This window comes from Paenibacillus sp. FSL R7-0345, from assembly GCF_038595055.1.
In the GTDB taxonomy this organism is placed as follows: domain Bacteria; phylum Bacillota; class Bacilli; order Paenibacillales; family Paenibacillaceae; genus Paenibacillus_AQ.
Genome location: NZ_CP152002.1, coordinates 5,379,957 through 5,397,375, shown reverse-complemented (window position 1 = coordinate 5,397,375; position 17,419 = coordinate 5,379,957). Strand labels below are relative to the sequence as shown.

The following is a 17,419-nucleotide window of genomic DNA, read 5'->3' as shown; positions in this document are numbered from 1 at the left end:
TAAAAAGGAACGTTAAAAATGATTGAATTTAAGTTAAAATACATATTTTTTTGCGTACAAGAGTTAACTATAAAGAAATTGGAAGATCGAGGGAACCAAATGCAGTCTGGAGAGTCTTATTGGCCAAAGAGGTGAGAATGAAGATGCACAGTGAAGAATTACCTTATGCCGTGGCTTATGCGCCGTCCATGACGCTGCGGGAAATGATGGAGACTTACGGGCGGGATGTGTGGAATTATGCGTATTTTTTGACCGGCAGCCGGGAGCAGGCGAATGACATCAGCCAGGAGGTGTTCCTGAAGGCGCACCGCAATATCGCCAAATACCGGGGCAGCGCCACACTAAAAACCTGGCTGTTGACCATTACCCGCAACACTGCATTCAGCTGGCGGCGGAACAGCTTTTGACACAGATTCATTCCGCTGGGCAAGAGCCAGGCTCCCGGACAAGCACGGTCTGCCGAAAAAGAGGCGCTAAGCAAGCAGTATGTTAACCGCATCTGGGAGCTGATTATGGAGCTGCCGGATAAGCACAGGGAGGTGCTGGTGCTGGAGATTCAGCAGGGGCTGTCCACCGCAGAAACGGCGGCGCTGCTCGGTGTAGCGGAAGGAACTGTAAAATCCCGGCTGTCCCGGGCCAGGGAGAACATGAGAAAAGCGCTGGAGGAGGATGAGCGATGAAGCACAGACAGGCAGAGGATGAGGCGAAGGTAATGACGGAGAAGCCTGGATGGTACCGTGAGGCCGGACGCAATCCGTTCGCGGAAGACGGGTTCACCCCGCAGCTGATGGCCCGGATCGAGCTTGCTGCTGAGCGGCGTGCCGTGGCGGGGAAGGTTATTATGCGCAGGCGCATCGGCATTGCCGGGGTGACGGCGGTGCTGCTGACGGGTGCGCTGCTGTGGCCGCTGACGGGCGGCGGTGACAGTCCGCTGTCCATATGGAACAATAAAAGTGGCGCTGCAGTCCAGCCATCTGAACCGGCTGCCCCTTCTCCTTCGCCTGCTGTACAGAAGAGTGCGGGATACTTCAGTAAGGTGAATTTTGAAATCGGCGGATTGAAGTATGTGATGTCACTGCCAATCGACAGGGATGAGAGATCTGCGCAGGCAGTGGAGACTCCGCTGGGTATTGTTTGGTCACCGCCGCCGCCTAAGGCCGATTATCTCAGACCCGGATATACCCGGAATACAGAGCCTTATACTCTCTATCTTACTCCTAAGGGGCATACCGAGCTGTCGGTAGAGTCCGCCCAAAGACTGTATACCTTTCCGTTGTATGCAGGCGGTGCACAGACCTATTTTGCTCTGGGATACCTATTAAGTGCGGGAGATTATCTGGTATTTACCAATGGGGCTTATACGGTCGGAGAAGTGAAACAGTATAGTCCAGGTAAAATATCTGCACTGGATCTCAGAAAAGCCTCTGTAGGAGAAGTGGCTGTTCCGTTTGATCTCTTTACATTCAATTCCTCTGAGTATAGTCTTGATCATGCATTTATTGCTGCTGATCCGGAGCGGAATGAGCTGCTGCTGGTTGATTATAAAGAGGACGGGAATGGCGGTTTTATTCAGCACAGCAAGCTGTACGATATAACAACCGGGAAGAGTGATGTGCTTACAGAAACAGTTACTACAGAAAAGAAAAAGCGGCCAACCAAAGTGCATTACGGAGAACTGTCCATTGATACTGAAGAAGATTATTATGTGGCTCATTATGAGGTTAACGGTGAAAAACGGACGGTGGATATCGGTATGGCCACCGGTGAGCAATGGTTTTACGACTGGTGGTATGACGAACACGGGGAGAAGATCGATGCCTCCACAATGAAGAAAAAACTTTAGTTCATTTCATCTGGATAATTTACTAAAAAAAAGCTATACTTTTGATAATATCAAAGGTATGGCTTTTTTATGCGGAGTGGAGCGGAAGAGATGAAGAAACTGACAATTGAGGATGTTGCCCAGAAGGCGGGAGTCTCGAAGAGCACAGTCTCACAATTTTTGAATAAACGGTTTAAATACATGAGTGAAGCGACCAAGAACCGGATTGCCGACGTGATCGAGGAGCTGAATTATCAGCCGAACGGACTGGCCCGCAGCCTGAAGCAGAACCGCACGCATATGGTCGGGATCATTGTTGCCAATATTGACTACTCGCTGTCGATCCAGTGCATCCGGGCGATCGAAAATGAGCTGCAGCGCCGCGGCATTCAGGTCATTATCTGCAATGCCGACGAGAACTCGGATAAAGAAAATACATATGTGGAGACGCTGGTGGCGCGTCAGGTGGACGGGCTGATTATTTTTCCGACTGGTCACCAGTCTGCGGCTTATACGCGGCTGATTGAGGCGGAATATCCGCTGGTATTCATGGACCGGCTGGTTGAGGGAGTGACAACGCAGAGCCTGCTGCTGGACAATGAAATGGCCGTGAAGACGGCGGTTAAGGAGCTGACCCGCAACAACCATGAGGCCATTGCTATTCTTTCCCTGCCGCTCGGGGAGAACGCGATAACCCCGCGCAAGGAGCGGATGAGCGGCTACAAGAAGGCGATGGAGGAGGCAGGCCTGCCGCTGAATGAACGCTATATGCGCAGTGTTTCCCGGGAGCAGATCTCTGCTGCGCTGGATGATCTGCTAAGCGGACCGCAGCCGCCGACAGCACTGATTGCTGCCAATGACCTGGTGCTGGGTGAGATTTTGAAATACGCAAACCGGAATTCCATTGCGATTCCCGGCCGCCTGTCCGTGATTGGCATTGACGATGCCGAGTTTGCCCTGATCTACAACCCGGCGATCACTACGATCCGCCAGCCTGCCTATGAAATGGGTATGCAGGCTGCAAAGATCATGCTCTCGCTGATCGAAGATCAGGATGCGGCGGTTCCGATTACGTACCGTTTTCCGCCTGCGCTTCAGCAGGGCCAGTCGGTGCGGTCGCCGGTATAAGCGGGAATGGCAGGGGGGGGGCTTTGGTAGAGCCGGTGAGCGAGGGTGTAAACCGGTTTATTCCTGTGACACCACTTTTCCCTCAAACCTCCGACTATATGCCCTATGCCGAAGTGTGTTTTAGACAAGTTTAGATAAAAGTTATGGGGGAAGCGATGATTCCCTCTTTTTTTCGTTTCTGCGTCTATGGAAATTTGAATGTTTGCTAGATTAGAGCACTTAAGTGGGCTGCTTGTCCGGAAAACACTGTACGAGTGCGGACATGCCGTTGGTTTAGCTGGAGTAAAGGGGGAAATCCTATTAACTGCGGCCCGTCTGGCAACCAAGCTACCGCTGCAAAAGCTGCAAACAAAAAGAAGGGCTCCCGGCGTAACGCCGCTGGAGTCCTCCTTTTTTTACAAATAATAATTGCTTCTCAGTGCACAGTCAGCAGTAACGCTTAAACACCCGCACTCATGAAGCTCTCCAGCTTGTCGCGGGTCGGCAGTCCGTCCATGTCTCCGGGAGACATTACCGCCAAAGCGCCGATGGCATTGCCGCGGCGTACCGCTTCGGCTACGGGAAGCTTCTCGAGCATAGCGCTGATTACACCAACTGCGAATCCGTCGCCGGCACCTACTGTATCTACTACTTCTTCTACTTTGAAGCCGTCTACGTAGCCTTCTTCTCCGGCAGCGGTTTTGTAGTAAGCGCCTTCAGGGCCCAGCTTGATTACAACAAGGGAGACGCCGCGTTCCAGATAATAAGCAGCAATTTCCTCTGGTGTTTCAAGGCCGGTCAAAATTTTGCCTTCGCCAAGTCCCGGAAGGAACCAGTCGCAGCGGGTAGCCAGGTCATTGATGGTAGCGATCATTGTCTCCTTGTCAGGCCAGAGGGTAGGGCGCAGGTTCGGGTCGAGAGAGACGGTTTTGCCGTTTTTTTTCATAAACTCCATGGCGTGCAGTGAGAACTCATGACAGGTCTTAGAGAGAGCCGAAGAAATGCTGGTTACATGCAGATGGCCGGCGGAAGCGAAATAGGCTTCATCAAAGTCAGCCAGGCTCAGCTTGGAAGCGGCGGAGTTTTTGCGGAAGTATTCAACCTTAGGATCGCCGGTAAGCACCTTTGATTTGATCAGCATTCCGGTAGGAGCTTCCTTAGTATAGGTAATGCTGCCGGTATCAATATTTTCTTTGTTCAAAGCCAACGCGATAAATTGGCCGAAGTTGTCTTCGCCCAGCTTGGTTACATATCCGGTTGTGTGCTCAAGGCGGGACAGACCGGTTGCCACGTTGCTTTCTGCTCCGGCCAGCGCCTTCGAGAATGAGGTAACCTCATGCAGCGGCCCGGCTTCATTTGCATAAAACATCGCCATCGGCTCGCCGAAAGTGACAGCACTAAGTTGTTTACTCATCTTTATATTCCTCCCCAGGGCAATCCTGAGATTCCCTGTATATTGATTAGTAACTTGAAATTATCACATAAATCGGTTTTGTACAATAAGGCAACGCTCATTCTGCCGCATGAAATTTCGGTAAAGAAATGTGAAGGAGTAAAAAACCTTGATTTATAAAGGGTTTTCGGCCGATTAAAGTGGGGTTTTCGGTTTTTGATAAAAAACGTATTGACTGTTAGCACGATTATTATTACTATTTCCATAGAAGGTTTCACAAGCTTGTTAGTAAATGAGATAAAATAGTTTATCTAAATAAATATTCTTTGTTTTGTAACTAGAGTTTATACTACGTTAATTATGAGAGGAAGTTTAATGATGAAGAAAATAAAAGTATTGCAAAACCTTACCTCTGTCGGTGTAGTAGCGGTTATCCGTGCTGACAACGCTGATGATGCATTCAAAATGTCGGCTGCCTGTATCGAGGGCGGGCTGACCAATATTGAAGTTACATTTACAACTCCGGATGCGGATGTGGCGATCAAACGCCTGGTAGCTGAATACGGCAGCCGTGCCGTTATCGGTGCAGGTACTGTGCTTGACCCACTGACTGCAAGAATCGCTATTCTGGCCGGATCTGAATTCGTGGTCAGCCCTTCTTTTGAAGAAGAGACCGCCAAGATGTGTAATCTTTACGGCATTCCTTATATGCCTGGCTGCATGACGCTGAATGAAATGAAGGAAGCGCTGAAGCTGGGCGTGGATGTGCTGAAGCTGTTCCCGGGCAGTGCTTTCGGACCGGATTATGTGAAGGCCGTTAAAGGACCGATGCCGCATGTTAACATCATGCCTACAGGCGGAGTGGATCTGAACAATATGGAAAAATGGATCGCAAACGGCTGTATCGCTGTCGGTATCGGCGGCAACCTGACTGCTCCGGCCAAGGAAGGCCGTTACGACCAGATTACGGAACTTGCTGCACAGTATGTGGCTAAATACAAAGAGGTTAAAGGCCTGTAACAGCTGATAACTTGAACTGTCCCGCTGTTTTATATGGCAGGGCAGTTTTTTTATGCTTTTGGGGTTGTTTAATGTCTTTCCTACATCTAAATGGAATTTGTGATGGTTCCCCGGCTTCAGGGCAATACTTACAGAAAAAGCAGCTGCCAGTCTGCTGACGCTCAGGAGTATGCCCCCTGAAGATGGAGGAAGCCGTCATGCCCGGGAATGACAATTACAGAACGCTATACCGGACTTTAAATGAAGAAGAAGCGGAGTATGTGCAGATTATTTCACCCGCCAAAGGCTGTAAAGTAACTGCCGGCAAGCTGTATGCACTGCACAGGAATTATAACCATCCGCAGCTTTTTGAACAGGGCGAAATATATATAGTGGATGATGACGGCAAGGACAACTATGCTGTGCTGATGCTATGCGCTACTATAATGTTTAAGTAATCCAGGCTGTCTCCGGGTAATCTTACCTGACGGGCAGCCTGTTTGATTTCATTTTTGTCATAAACTTCTGTAAAAAGAGTATTTGAAGATTATGCGCTTCCCTTGTATGCTTAGTAAGGATTATGGGCGGTTTACGGCCGTGCGCCGGAGCGGAACCGGTGGCGGTCCAAGACGTATTATGTAAAGTTTGGCATTATTAAAATATTGATTACAGGCTTGCAACAAATCCGCAGTCTTGCGCGTCAGTAAGATTGCATAGAGAGGGGGAACCTTCGTGGTGGAGCAGGGACTCATCAGAGCCGCTCAAGCGGGCGATCGCGACGCTCTAATCACCCTATTGCGGGAAATTGAAGGACATGTATATAAGACGGCCTTCTACATTTTGCATAATGAACAGGACGCTCTGGATGCATCGCAGGAAGCGCTCATCAGAGTGTATACCAAAATTGGTTCCTACGAGGAGAAGGCCCAGTTCAAAACATGGGTTCAGCGGATCGTGACCAACATCTGTATTGACAAATTCAGAAGAACGAAGCCTACTGTGTCTATCGATGAGCACGAAATGGTGTTCCAGGATAACAAACATAATGTAGAGCGCGAGGTAATGTCAGGTTATCTGGCGGAGGATATCCGTGAGGCTATCGACCAGCTTCCTGAGCATCACCGGACGGTGATTGTACTAAGGTATTTGCAGGATTTTTCTTACAACGAGATTGCAGACTGTCTCGACCTGCCGCTTAACACGGTGAAATCTTACCTGTTCCGGGCCAGGCAGCAGCTGCAAAATAGACTTCAGGAGTATCAGAAAGGTGGTGTATCAGGATGAAGTGTACGGAGGTGACAGAATGGATGCACCGCTATTTGGATCATGATCTCAGCCCCGAAGAGGCTGTGGAAATGTACCGCCATATCGACAATTGTCCTTCCTGCGCGGAAGTCTTTGACCGGCTGACAATGCTCTCCGAGCAATTGGAGCAGCTGCCGGATGTTAAACCTCCTTTTAGTCTGGTGGACTCGATTCTGCCCCGGCTTGAGCAGATCGACTCCGGTATTCAAGGAACAAGTGCAGAAGTCCCGGAGGCAGACGGCAAGGTTGTTCCGATGACACGTAAAAGCACTCACGCCAAACCTGAAAAAAATACGTCCAGAGCAGCTTCCATGGCAACGCGGACAGGCATAGGTGCAGTTGCAGCGGCAATTATATTGCTGTTCGCAGTGTTTAATATGCCGGACAGCCTGCCGTCGGCAGATGTAGAAATGTCGCTGAACCAGGCGGCTGATACAGCTTCAAGCAGCGAACCGCTGAGCAAGATGGCCACGGAAAATGCGGATACGGCTGCAACCGGAGATGAGGCCGGCAATATGTCAACCTATCAGATGGAGATCCAGCCTTCTGAAGGTGCAGATGCAGCGAACAGCGGTGCTGCGGCAGATACTGCTGCTCCGGCTGCGGTAGAAGCTGTGCCGACTGCGGAATCCGGCGCAGGGGCTCCTGCAGCTACTGATTCCGCTTCAGCTAAACGGAACACGCCGGCTACACGCAGCGCACAAGCGGCGACTCCGGCTCCGAGAGAGGATGCCAGAGCCGGAAGAGGCAATACCAGCCGTGTGCCGGACGCTCAAGCATTCAGCGGCAATGCTGCAGATCTGCCTGCTGATGCGGCAGACACGCAGGGCCAGGCTCCGCAGCAGTCTCCAGCTGCTCAAGAGGCTGGTGTTATGGGACTGCTGCCGGCCCTTGTATCGGATCAAGGGCCATGGAGCTCTCCGGACGGGCGTTATGCCGCCGAGCTTGCCGGACAGCAGCTGGTCATTTACAGTCTTCCGTCAGAAGGACAGCAGGCAGAACGGACAGTAGTAACCGCGCTTCCGCTGGAAGGAACGTGGGTTTCCGGTACCTGGTCGGCGGACAGCCTGCAGTTCACTTATGTAACTGTACAGGAAGGTACTGAAGTTACAAAGGTATATTCAGCGCCTGCCAGTCAGGCAACTCCGGCGCCCTCTGCATCTCCGGGCAGTGCGGCAACTGCAACCCCGGTACCGGTAAGCCCGGCGCCGGCCAATAAATAAATATTGGGTGGAACGTTTTGGGGATACTCTGAATATGCTATGGTGAGAGGACAGGAATTACACGATTTGCGAGTTCCATCGGTATGACCGGTGGAGGCGGGGTTTCTAGAGCCTTTGCTTCTGCCGTTTATATAGATGCGCCGCTGAAACGGAGCAACTTTGGCCCTGGCTGCCGAGGTTGCTCCGTTTTTGATGTTCACACTGGACCCTGGCCCCGGAGTTTCGCAGCAGTAATTTTGGATCGGAATAGCAAACCGTGACTTCGATCTATATTAACCTCAGCATTTATTGGCATTATCGCCTATACAGCCGGTTTTCTGTTAAACTATAAACACGTATGCGTTAGATGATTTTACCGAAATGATATGGAAAAGGAAGTGGCAGGATGGATGCCAAAACGGCGGCCAAGGACATCAGACAAGGAAAAATTTCACCGCTCTATGTGCTGTACGGCAGTGAAAAATTCCGGATGAATGAATTTGCGGCCTTCCTGGAGGATCACCTGATCGCCAAAGAGGACCGTGACTTTGCAGTAATTCCCTTCGATCTGTCAGACACGCCTGTTCAGGCGGTAGTGGAGGAAGCGGAGACGGTTCCATTTATGGTAGAGCGCAAACTGCTGCTGGTGAGGGATGCATCGCTGTTTACAGCGGGCAAAGAGAGCGCCAAGATTGAGCACCGCGTTGAGCTGTTGAGTGACTACATGCAGTCTCCTGCTGATTTTAGCGTTATTGTGTTTCTTGTCAATAATGACAAGCTGGATGAACGCAAAAAGATCGTCAAGGCGGCCAAAGCCGCCGGAACGGTGCTGGCTTTTAATCCGCTCGGTGCAGAAGAGCTGCTGCGCTGGGTAGAGAAGGGCTTTAAGGACCGCGGCTGTAATGTGGCGCCGGGAACTGCCGAGGCGCTGGTAGAGAGTGCCGGTACCGGTCTGCAGGGCTTGTCTGCAGAGATGGACAAGCTGTCCCTGTTCGCCGGAGCCGGCGGGACGGTTGATGCTGCTGCGGTAGAAAGTCTAGTGCACCGCGGCACAGAGCAGAATGTGTTCACGCTGGTAGAGGACATTGCCAATCTGCGTCTGGATAAGGCGCTGGGGACGCTCTACGAGCTGTTGAAGCAGCGCGAGGAGCCGATCAAAATTGCCGCGCTGATTGCCCGGCAGTTCAGAATTATCCTTCAGGTGAAGGATCTGTCTGCCCTCAGCTACTCTCAGGCTCAGATCGCCTCCCAGATCGGTGTGCACCCTTATGCCGTCAAGCTGGCCGGAGAGCAGGCCAAGCGGTTCGACAGCCGGCGGCTGCGTATGATCCTGAGCGGTCTGGCTGACCTGGATTACCAGATGAAGACTGGAGCCATCGACAAGGTGCTTGGTCTGGAAATGTTTATGCTGCGGCTCGGCGCTTAGGATCATGGGAGCTGCCAGTCCTTCAGGACAACAAAAGAGCCTGGCTTTTACGCTGAAGTAACGTAAAAGCCAGGCTCTTTCTTTTTCAGGGCGAATACAGGTCACAAAAAAACCTAACCGTATGCAGCATAGCGGTCAGGTTCTTATAGTGCTCACTATGAAAGTCGCTAATTAGGCTTGAGCCTTAAGAGCGTTCAATTTCTTCGCCAAGCGGGATTTTTTGCGGGCAGCCGCATTTTTATGAACCAGACCTTTAGTTACGGCCTTGTCCAGCTTTTTGGAAGCAGCTTGGAAAGCAGCTTGAGCAGTTTCAACTTCCGTTCCAACCAGTGCTACATCAGCAGTTTTCACAGCTGTACGAAGCGCGGATTTCTGGGAAGCGTTCAGAGCACGACGTTTCTCGATCGTCTTGACGCGTTTAACCGCGGATTTGATATTTGGCATTGCATTCACCTCCTGAAAGACATTCGAAATCATCAAATGATTCACAACTTAAAATATCTTAGCATGAAGGGGGGCAAAATGCAACACTAAAAGCGTTTGAAAAACCGCCCAGTCCGACCTGTAAATCTGCCGGACGAGAGGACCAGCGGCTTGATTTGCGGCAGACAGAGGCCTGAACTTTGCCCGGCTGCGCGATTTATCCGTTCCTGTCTGCATAAACACCGCCCTTCTCTCGCACACTACCGACACAAAGATGCTAAAACTTATGCGAATGCTCACAAAACTTAAGCATATGCTTCCGAAGCGAGTTTTGTACGAAGAAGCCCAAGGAAGTGTACGCTCACAAAACTTTTAGGAGGCTAAACTAGGATGGAACTGGATCTTCAGCTGTATTCAGTACGCACGGATCTGGCAGTAGAAGCAAAGGAGCTTGCCCAGGGCCCGCAAAAAACGCCAATCCCCGGTGTAAACGAAGAAGTAGAGGAAGCAGACGGAATAAAGGTTACGCGGCTTGGCGTTGCCACTGCAGCAGGCTCCCAGGCCATCGGCCGGGCGCTCGGAAATTATGTCACACTCGAGGTTCCGGCGCTGCGCAGCGGGGATACCGGTCTTCAGCAGAAGGTGTCGATGGTGTTTGCCCGGGAATTTGAGCATTTTCTAAGCCGGATTGGGATCAGTAAGGATTCCTCGGTACTGATTGTCGGGCTAGGCAACTGGAATGTGACGCCCGATTCTCTGGGGCCGCTGGTAGTGGAGAACGCACTGATTACCCGGCAGTTTTATGAGCTTGTACCTGACCAGGTATCTCCGGGTTACCGCAATGTCAGCGCGATTGCTCCGGGGGTGCTGGGACTTACCGGAATTGAATCCAGTGAGGTTGTGCAGGGGATTGTGGACCGCACCAGACCGGACTTGATCATTGCGATTGATGCCCTGGCCTCACGGTCACTTGAAAGAATCAATACAACAATCCAGATTGCCGATATCGGCATTCATCCCGGCTCAGGCATCGGCAACAAACGCCGCGGGCTGACTAAGGAGATTCTGGGCGTTCCCTGCATTGCCATTGGTGTGCCTACGGTATGCTATGCATCAACCATCGTCAACAACGTACTGGAGATGATGAGCAACCATTTTGGCCAGATGAGAGACGGCAGAGCGCACACCAAAGAGATTATGGGGATGCTGGACGATATTTCGGAGCAGGAACGGCTGCAGCTGGTAAAAGAGGTACTGGAGCCGCTCGGGCATGATCTGATTGTGACCCCGAAAGAAATTGATGAGTTTATTGAAGAAATTGCTAACATAGTAGCCAGCGGCCTGAACGCCGCCCTGCATGATGCCGTTGATCCGGGAAATGTCGGCGCATATACGCATTGACCTTTTTAAAATAAAAATGAGGTGCAGACCGGATAATCCGTATGAGCAAAGCCCGCAACGGCAGAGCTCATGCGGATTTTTTTGCTCTATTAATTTGTCTCTATCTTGGTTCTACTACTCCTTCCCTGCTCATAGATTTGAAGTATAAGAGATTACAGAGGGCTGGAGGAGGACATAACAATAATGAACAGAAAATGGTTTCAGCTATGGAATATAGGCAGGCTGCGGGGAAAACTGCTGGACGTTCTGTCGCTGGGGAAGACGATGCTGCTGCTGGCCGGAGGTTCACTTGTTTTTTTTATGCTGCTTGGCGCCGGCGGACTGGCCGGAACGAAGCTGAGTTCATCACCTGTTCCTTCCATGAAGGGTCTGGCGGCTTCCCTGTCCAGCGGGTTCTTTATGGAGCTGCTGGGCATGGAGGTGCCGCATCTGCCGAAAGGTGAAGAGCCGTCAGCCTTCTCAGCGCCAAAAGTAACTTCATTTGTGTTCCGCATGCTGACCAGTGTTGATCCCGGTAACCCTAAAAGCCTGCTGTCCCGCGAGGTTCCCGGACTTGCAGCCGACGATCCCTTCCTGCTTCGTGAAGGCTCAGGAGGAACTGCAGGAGCTCCTGCCGATTATCATCCGGGAACGGATGAGCTGGCCGGCGGGGACGGTGATGATCCGGGAACTGCAGATCCGGGTTCGGGTGCAGCGGCTAATCCGGATACGGACAAGCCTGCTGATGATCCTGCAGTGCAGCCTCAGCCGACAACAGCGCCGGATAAGAGCAATTCCGCAGGGCAGGGCAACAGCGGCGGAGCCGGCCGGGAAGAAGGTGCAGCTGAGGATACCTCTATTAAAAGAGTACTCGTCTACCACTCCCATCCGCGGGAAGCATATAATCCGCTGCTTGGAGCAGAGAGTGACAATCCCAGCTCTGCTTCCCCGTCGAAAAATGTGCTGCTGGTAGGTTCTTATATCACTGACAGACTGGAGCAGCGCGGAATCGGCACTGTTCATGCAAAAGATGACTATGCGACGGAAGTGCCGGATTACAACTGGAACTTTTCCTATAAATACTCCCGGATCACCATCAAGGCGGCTATGGCAGCCAACCAGGAAATGACTGAACTTATTGACATCCACCGTGATTCACAGCGGCATGGCAAAACGACCGCCGTCATTGACGGGAAGAGCTACGCGCAGGTGTATTTCATTCTTGGACATGCCAACAAAGACTGGAAGCAAAACGAAGCCTTCGCCAATTCGATTCATCAGCTGCTGGAGAAAAATTACCCCGGCCTCTCGCGCGGCATCTGGGGCAAATCCTCCGGGAACGGGAATAACGGGGAGTACAATCAGTCTCTATCCCCCAACAGTGTACTGATTGAAGTAGGCGGGATCGACAATAGTGCCGAGGAACTGAAGCGGACAGCGGATGTGCTGGCCGATGCGATTGCCGATGTGTACTGGGACAGCCATGATGCGGAAAAGGCGGCTGCTCCGGAGAAAAGTACAGGATCTGAAAACTGATAAAGGAGTGAACGGTCATGTCCCGTTTTGGTAAAAAGCTGCTTGTGTTCGGCGTTTGGGCCGGCATTGGCATATTGATTGGCATGCAGTTTGGCGGAAGCGGCGAGACAAGGACTGGAACGGTAGCTCCGGGCTGGAACGGAGCTGCAGTGATTCAGCAGACAGGGCAGTCCGCCGCTGCCCGGACCGGTACAGGGGCTGTGCAAAGCAGCCCTGCCTATGTCTATGTACCGGTTGCCGTTGATCCGGTGACCGGCGCCTATACAGCACTTCCTGCAGTTCAGCCGCAGACGGCAGTCCAGGCCCCTGCCGGCAGCGGCAGTCTGCCGCAGCAGGAGGTGCAGGACTACAGCACATTGACTCCTGCGCAGATTCTGATCCCTGAAGAGCAGCAGCCGGGTATTGACGTGCTGGCGGATAAAACGGCGGGCCTGCTCCAGCAGGCATCCCAGAAAAGCATCCGCTGGATTGTCTCCCTGTTCGACTCAGCGGAGTAGAACCCGTTGTCCAGCCTCTTCAGAGGCTGTTTTTTTTTAATTTCTTAAAAAAATCAGGCACCCCGCAAAGGCCCTGAGTCAGCATCTGTGTGAAAACTTGGACTTGCAGGATTATGACGAATACATCAGGAATTATTAATAATGGGAAAAAATAATAAAAATGGAGGAAGGATGAATTGAATGCAGATGCTTATCCAAACGGAAATAGTCCGGCATTCGCCTATAGGAGAATATAAGGTAATATGCAGAAATGCTGCCGCAGAGGATGTGGAGGAACTGTATTCGCTGATAGAGGAATTCGCGCGGCTCGGTATTATGCTTCCTCGTTCCAGGGAAGCTCTGATCAGCCAGATTAACCAGTTCATTATTGCTGAAATGGACGAGGATTTTATCGGTTGCGGATCATTGTTTAAACTGGGCCCGGATCTCGTAGAGGTTCGTTCCATAGGTTTGTATGCTGAAGGTAGAGGAAAGGGCATTGGCTCAATGATTTTGGGTAAGCTGATTGAAGCAGCAAGGGGGCAGAGGATACCTCAAGTTATCGCATTCACCTGCGAGGTAGACTTCTTTATAAGAAATGGATTCACTGTTGTCGAGAAAGGTCTTTTCCCGGAGAAGTTCAAAACCGATTGCGTGAATTGTAAGAGGCAGCTTGCCTGTAATGAAATTGCCATGGTTAAGAGAATTGATGAATATTAATAATTTAAATATTTAACAAAAATAAGGAGGGTACTCATGAGCCGGGTAACGTTGTTTTGCCTTCCGCATGCAGGCGGTTCAGCAACTATATACAATAAATGGCAGAAGTATTTGGATAACTCAATTGCATTATATCGCGTGGAATTATCTGGAAGAGGAAAAAGGTTCAACCAAAATTTATATAATTCTATGGAGGAAGCGATAGAAGATATTTATTATCAAATTAAGCCGTTATTAATTTCTCCATTTTCTTTTTTTGGCCACAGTATGGGAAGTTTACTGGCGTATGAATTGTGTTGCAAAATTAAACAACAGGATGGATTAGATCCGGTGCAACTTTTTGTTGCTGGCGGAAAAGCCCCTCAATGTCGCGGAAGTGAAAGGAAGCTTCATCTTCTTCCTGATGATCAATTTAAAAGGGAACTAAAGAAGTTAGGCGGTACTCCTGAAGAAATATTGGGGAACAATGAATTATATAACTTTTTTTCACCTGTATTAAAGGCTGATTACAAAATAATAGAAGAGTATGAGTATCCTTTGCGGAACAACAGGCTCAACTGTGGAATCACCGTCCTGAATGGAACTGAAGATAATATTAAAGCAGAAGAACTGATGGCCTGGAATCAGCTTACAAATGGGAAATGTAACATCATTTACTTTAAAGGCGGACATTTTTTTATTAATAATCATCTTAATTCTATAGTTCAACTAATCAGTGAAACGATAACTTTAGAATGTATGAGAAAAATAAACTTTGTATGACATCAATTTCAGAGGAGTCTTTTATGTATGTTGTTTGTGTTAGAATTGCAGGGATAGAGCAAATAACCTCGATAAATGAATATATGCATTATCTGAAGTTCCTTTCGAAAGAGAAAAAGGAGCGTCTGTCCCGATTCAATCGTAAAGAAGATTTTCTCAGGTCGTTAGTCTCAGATCTGCTGACGCGTATTATGCTTGTGGAAAAATTCAATTTGAGCAATATGGACATTAGAATTTCCTCGAACTCTTATGGAAAGCCCTACCTGGACGGACATTCGGTGGAATTTAACGTATCTCATTCAGGAGAGTGGGTAGCGGCCGTTGTTAGCCGGTTTCCGGTTGGTATTGATGTGGAGGAAATTCAGCCCATTAATGTGGATATTGCAAGAAGTTTTTTTGCAGAGAAAGAATATGCAGAAATAGTCGCGAAGGCTGAAGACGAGAAACTTACATATTTTTTTGACTTGTGGACTTTAAAGGAGAGTTATATTAAAGCTTGCGGGCAGGGCTTATCCGTTCCCTTAAATCTGTTCTCTTTCTCGTTGGAGAATGAAAAAATTATTTTTGAGAATAATCATAGCCAAGAGCATTACTATTTTCGGCAATATCAGATGCACAATCAATACAAACTAGCTGTCTGCAGTTCATATCCGGACTTCCCATCAGAGATAACAACATGGAGTCTGGAGCAAGTTTTAGATACTGCCAAAAAACTACTGTATGCAGAAAGAAATGGTTGAGAAAATGACAGCCTCCATTAAAAAAACGGATAGACTTCGTCTTTTTAATACTTGTTCTTATTTTTTTTGAGAAACTCCAGTTTTTCATTGGCCCCAAGAAAATCAGGGTGTGCTCCTCTTTCTTTACTTTCCGGCGGCGCGGGATTGATGGGGGGAGCGCGTACTGGTATAATAAGTTGATTAACATAAGGCTGTCTGTGGGGGTAAGGAATGACTGACGTTCAGAAAAGACAACAACAAATCCGCAATTTCTCGATTATTGCACATATAGACCATGGTAAATCGACGCTGGCCGACCGTATTCTTGAATATACGGGCGCACTCAGCTCACGCGAAATGCAGGAGCAGGTGCTGGATCAGATGGATCTGGAGCGTGAACGCGGGATCACCATTAAGCTGCAGGCTGTCCGCCTTACTTACAAGGCTGATGACGGCCAGGAGTATTTGCTCAACCTGATTGATACTCCGGGGCACGTCGACTTCACTTATGAGGTCTCCCGAAGTCTTGCTGCCTGTGAAGGTGCACTGCTGGTAGTAGATGCCGCACAGGGTATTGAGGCGCAGACACTTGCCAACGTGTATCTTGCGCTGGATAACAACCTGGAAATTTTGCCGGTCGTTAACAAGATCGATCTGCCGAGTGCTGATCCTGAACGGGTGAAGCAGGAGATCGAGGATGTAATCGGACTTGATGCCAGTGAAGCTGTGCTTGCATCAGCCAAAGCAGGCATCGGGATCAAGGAGATCCTGGAGCAGGTAGTCAAGCAGGTTCCGGCTCCTGCCGGTAATTCCGAAGAGCCGCTGAAAGCTCTGATTTTTGACTCCCACTACGATCCGTACAAAGGCGTTATCGTCTATGTACGCGTTATCGACGGTAAGATCCGTGCCGGCTCCAAGATCAAAATGATGGCAACTGAAAAAGTATTCGAGGTTATCGAAGTCGGTGCGTTCATGCCGCGTATGACCATTGTGGACGAGCTTAATATCGGGGATGTAGGCTTTATTGTTGCCGGTATCAAGCATGTTGGCGATACCCGTGTCGGGGATACGGTTACGGATGCGAAGAATCCGACACCGGAACCGCTGCCGGGCTACCGCAAGATCAACCCGATGGTATATTGCGGTCTCTATCCGATTGAAACCTCGGACTATAACGACCTGCGTGAGGCGCTTGAGAAGCTGCAGCTGAATGATGCTTCGCTCAGCTTCGAGCCGGAAAGCTCCAGTGCACTGGGCTTCGGCTTCCGCTGCGGATTCCTCGGACTGCTGCATATGGAGATTATCCAGGAGCGGATTGAGCGCGAGTTCAATCTTCCGCTGATTACAACAGCACCGAGCGTTATTTACCGGATTATGCTGACGAACGGCGAAATGCTGCAGATCGATAACCCGTCGAACTACCCGGAGATCGGTACCATTGATTATGTGGAAGAGCCGTATGTCAAAGCTGCGGTTATTGTCCCTAATGATTACGTAGGTACTGTAATGGAGCTTTGCCAGAATAAGCGCGGGGAATTTGTGAATATGGAGTATCTGGATACCAACCGGGTAACGATCACTTATCAGATTCCTCTATCGGAAATTGTATATGATTTCTTCGATCAGCTGAAATCCGGCACAAAGGGCTATGCTTCCTTCGACTATGAGATTTCCGGCTACCGCCAGTCCAATCTGGTGAAAATGGATATTCTCTTGAACAACGAGCAGGTTGATGCCCTGTCGTTCATCGTTCACCGTGACCGTGCCTACAACCGCGGCCGCATTATCTGTGAGAAGCTGCGCGGCATTATCCCGCGGCAGATGTTCGAGGTGCCGATCCAGGCATCGGTCGGAACCAAGGTTGTGGCGCGCGAGACTGTTAAGGCGATGCGCAAGAACGTCCTGGCCAAATGCTACGGCGGTGATATTTCGCGTAAGCGGAAGCTGCTGGAGAAGCAGAAGGAAGGTAAGAAGCGCATGAAGCAGGTCGGCAGCGTTGAGGTGCCGCAGGAAGCGTTCATGGCGGTTCTGAAGATCGACGAGTAGGAATGCATACTGCGGGGCTTCCCGTTTGCGGAAGTGCCGTTTAAGATTTACTGTTTTATTAGTGAGGAGACACTGAAGGGAAGCCTGTCGGCTTCCCTTTTCT

The 17,419-nt window shown here is 50.0% G+C and carries 16 protein-coding genes and 1 pseudogene; 15 read left to right on the top strand and 2 right to left on the bottom strand.

Annotated features, from left to right (window positions below; genetic code table 11):
• Nucleotides 1–137: 137 nt before the first annotated feature.
• The 3 genes and pseudogenes from NST84_RS23300 (at nucleotide 138) to NST84_RS23290 (ending at nucleotide 2,950) form a co-directional block, all read left to right on the top strand.
• Nucleotides 138–680: pseudogene (locus NST84_RS23300) on the top strand (RNA polymerase sigma factor).
• The gene (locus tag NST84_RS23295; protein WP_342562499.1) at nucleotides 677–1,843 is read left to right on the top strand and encodes a hypothetical protein; all 1,167 of its coding nucleotides are present in this window, start codon (nucleotides 677–679) and stop codon (nucleotides 1,841–1,843) included. Before NST84_RS23300 ends, NST84_RS23295 begins: the two are co-directional and overlap by 4 nt.
• A gap of 90 nt (nucleotides 1,844–1,933) precedes the next feature.
• Entirely contained in the window at nucleotides 1,934–2,950 is a 1,017-nt protein-coding gene (locus NST84_RS23290) for a LacI family DNA-binding transcriptional regulator (RefSeq protein ID WP_342562498.1), read from the top strand.
• Nucleotides 2,951–3,389: 439 nt separating this feature from the next.
• Here NST84_RS23290 and NST84_RS23285 read toward each other — a convergent pair whose 3' ends face one another.
• Nucleotides 3,390–4,343: a sugar kinase gene (locus tag NST84_RS23285; RefSeq protein ID WP_342562497.1), complete on the bottom strand. Its 954-nt coding sequence runs from the start codon at nucleotides 4,341–4,343 to the stop codon at nucleotides 3,390–3,392.
• A gap of 357 nt (nucleotides 4,344–4,700) precedes the next feature.
• Between NST84_RS23285 and NST84_RS23280 the strand changes: the two genes are divergently transcribed.
• The 5 genes from NST84_RS23280 to holA all read left to right on the top strand — a co-directional run bounded on the left by NST84_RS23280 (nucleotide 4,701) and on the right by holA (nucleotide 9,254).
• On the top strand, nucleotides 4,701–5,342 hold the full coding sequence (locus NST84_RS23280) for a bifunctional 2-keto-4-hydroxyglutarate aldolase/2-keto-3-deoxy-6-phosphogluconate aldolase (protein ID WP_342562496.1): 642 nt from the start codon (nucleotides 4,701–4,703) through the stop codon (nucleotides 5,340–5,342).
• 197 nt (nucleotides 5,343–5,539) lie between these two features.
• Complete coding sequence (locus NST84_RS23275) at nucleotides 5,540–5,779, top strand: hypothetical protein (protein WP_342562495.1); 240 nt, start codon at nucleotides 5,540–5,542, stop codon at nucleotides 5,777–5,779.
• Nucleotides 5,780–6,053: 274 nt separating this feature from the next.
• Nucleotides 6,054–6,605, top strand: coding sequence for a sigma-70 family RNA polymerase sigma factor (locus tag NST84_RS23270; RefSeq protein WP_068724820.1), 552 nt, complete (start codon nucleotides 6,054–6,056; stop codon nucleotides 6,603–6,605).
• Nucleotides 6,602–7,849: a zf-HC2 domain-containing protein gene (locus tag NST84_RS23265; protein ID WP_342562494.1), complete on the top strand. Its 1,248-nt coding sequence runs from the start codon at nucleotides 6,602–6,604 to the stop codon at nucleotides 7,847–7,849. Before NST84_RS23270 ends, NST84_RS23265 begins: the two co-directional genes overlap by 4 nt.
• A 385-nt stretch (nucleotides 7,850–8,234) precedes the next feature.
• Nucleotides 8,235–9,254, top strand: a complete 1,020-nt coding sequence (holA, locus tag NST84_RS23260; protein ID WP_342562493.1) for a DNA polymerase III subunit delta — start codon at nucleotides 8,235–8,237, stop codon at nucleotides 9,252–9,254.
• A 171-nt stretch (nucleotides 9,255–9,425) separates the two neighbouring features.
• On the opposite strand, the gene rpsT is transcribed toward holA, so the two are convergent.
• The gene (gene rpsT, locus NST84_RS23255; RefSeq protein ID WP_342562492.1) at nucleotides 9,426–9,698 is read right to left on the bottom strand and encodes a 30S ribosomal protein S20; all 273 of its coding nucleotides are present in this window, start codon (nucleotides 9,696–9,698) and stop codon (nucleotides 9,426–9,428) included.
• 369 nt (nucleotides 9,699–10,067) lie between these two features.
• Between rpsT and gpr the strand changes: the two genes are divergently transcribed.
• From gpr to lepA, 7 genes are all read left to right on the top strand, one after another.
• Nucleotides 10,068–11,078 carry a GPR endopeptidase gene (gene gpr, locus NST84_RS23250; RefSeq protein WP_342562491.1) on the top strand — a complete coding sequence of 337 codons (1,011 nt, stop codon included), beginning with the start codon at nucleotides 10,068–10,070 and terminating at the stop codon, nucleotides 11,076–11,078.
• A 183-nt stretch (nucleotides 11,079–11,261) separates the two neighbouring features.
• Entirely contained in the window at nucleotides 11,262–12,593 is a 1,332-nt protein-coding gene (locus NST84_RS23245; RefSeq protein WP_342562490.1) for a stage II sporulation protein P, read from the top strand.
• A 17-nt stretch (nucleotides 12,594–12,610) separates the two neighbouring features.
• Nucleotides 12,611–13,090, top strand: coding sequence for a hypothetical protein (locus NST84_RS23240; protein WP_342562489.1), 480 nt, complete (start codon nucleotides 12,611–12,613; stop codon nucleotides 13,088–13,090).
• Nucleotides 13,091–13,276: 186 nt separating this feature from the next.
• Complete coding sequence (locus tag NST84_RS23235) at nucleotides 13,277–13,789, top strand: GNAT family N-acetyltransferase (RefSeq protein ID WP_342566502.1); 513 nt, start codon at nucleotides 13,277–13,279, stop codon at nucleotides 13,787–13,789.
• A 36-nt stretch (nucleotides 13,790–13,825) separates the two neighbouring features.
• On the top strand, nucleotides 13,826–14,551 hold the full coding sequence (locus NST84_RS23230; RefSeq protein WP_342562488.1) for a thioesterase domain-containing protein: 726 nt from the start codon (nucleotides 13,826–13,828) through the stop codon (nucleotides 14,549–14,551).
• Nucleotides 14,548–15,291, top strand: a complete 744-nt coding sequence (locus NST84_RS23225; RefSeq protein ID WP_342562487.1) for a 4'-phosphopantetheinyl transferase superfamily protein — start codon at nucleotides 14,548–14,550, stop codon at nucleotides 15,289–15,291. The genes NST84_RS23230 and NST84_RS23225 overlap by 4 nt, the downstream gene beginning before the upstream one ends.
• Before the next feature lie 210 nt (nucleotides 15,292–15,501).
• Nucleotides 15,502–17,316, top strand: coding sequence for a translation elongation factor 4 (lepA, locus tag NST84_RS23220; RefSeq protein ID WP_342562486.1), 1,815 nt, complete (start codon nucleotides 15,502–15,504; stop codon nucleotides 17,314–17,316).
• Nucleotides 17,317–17,419: the final 103 nt, after the last annotated feature.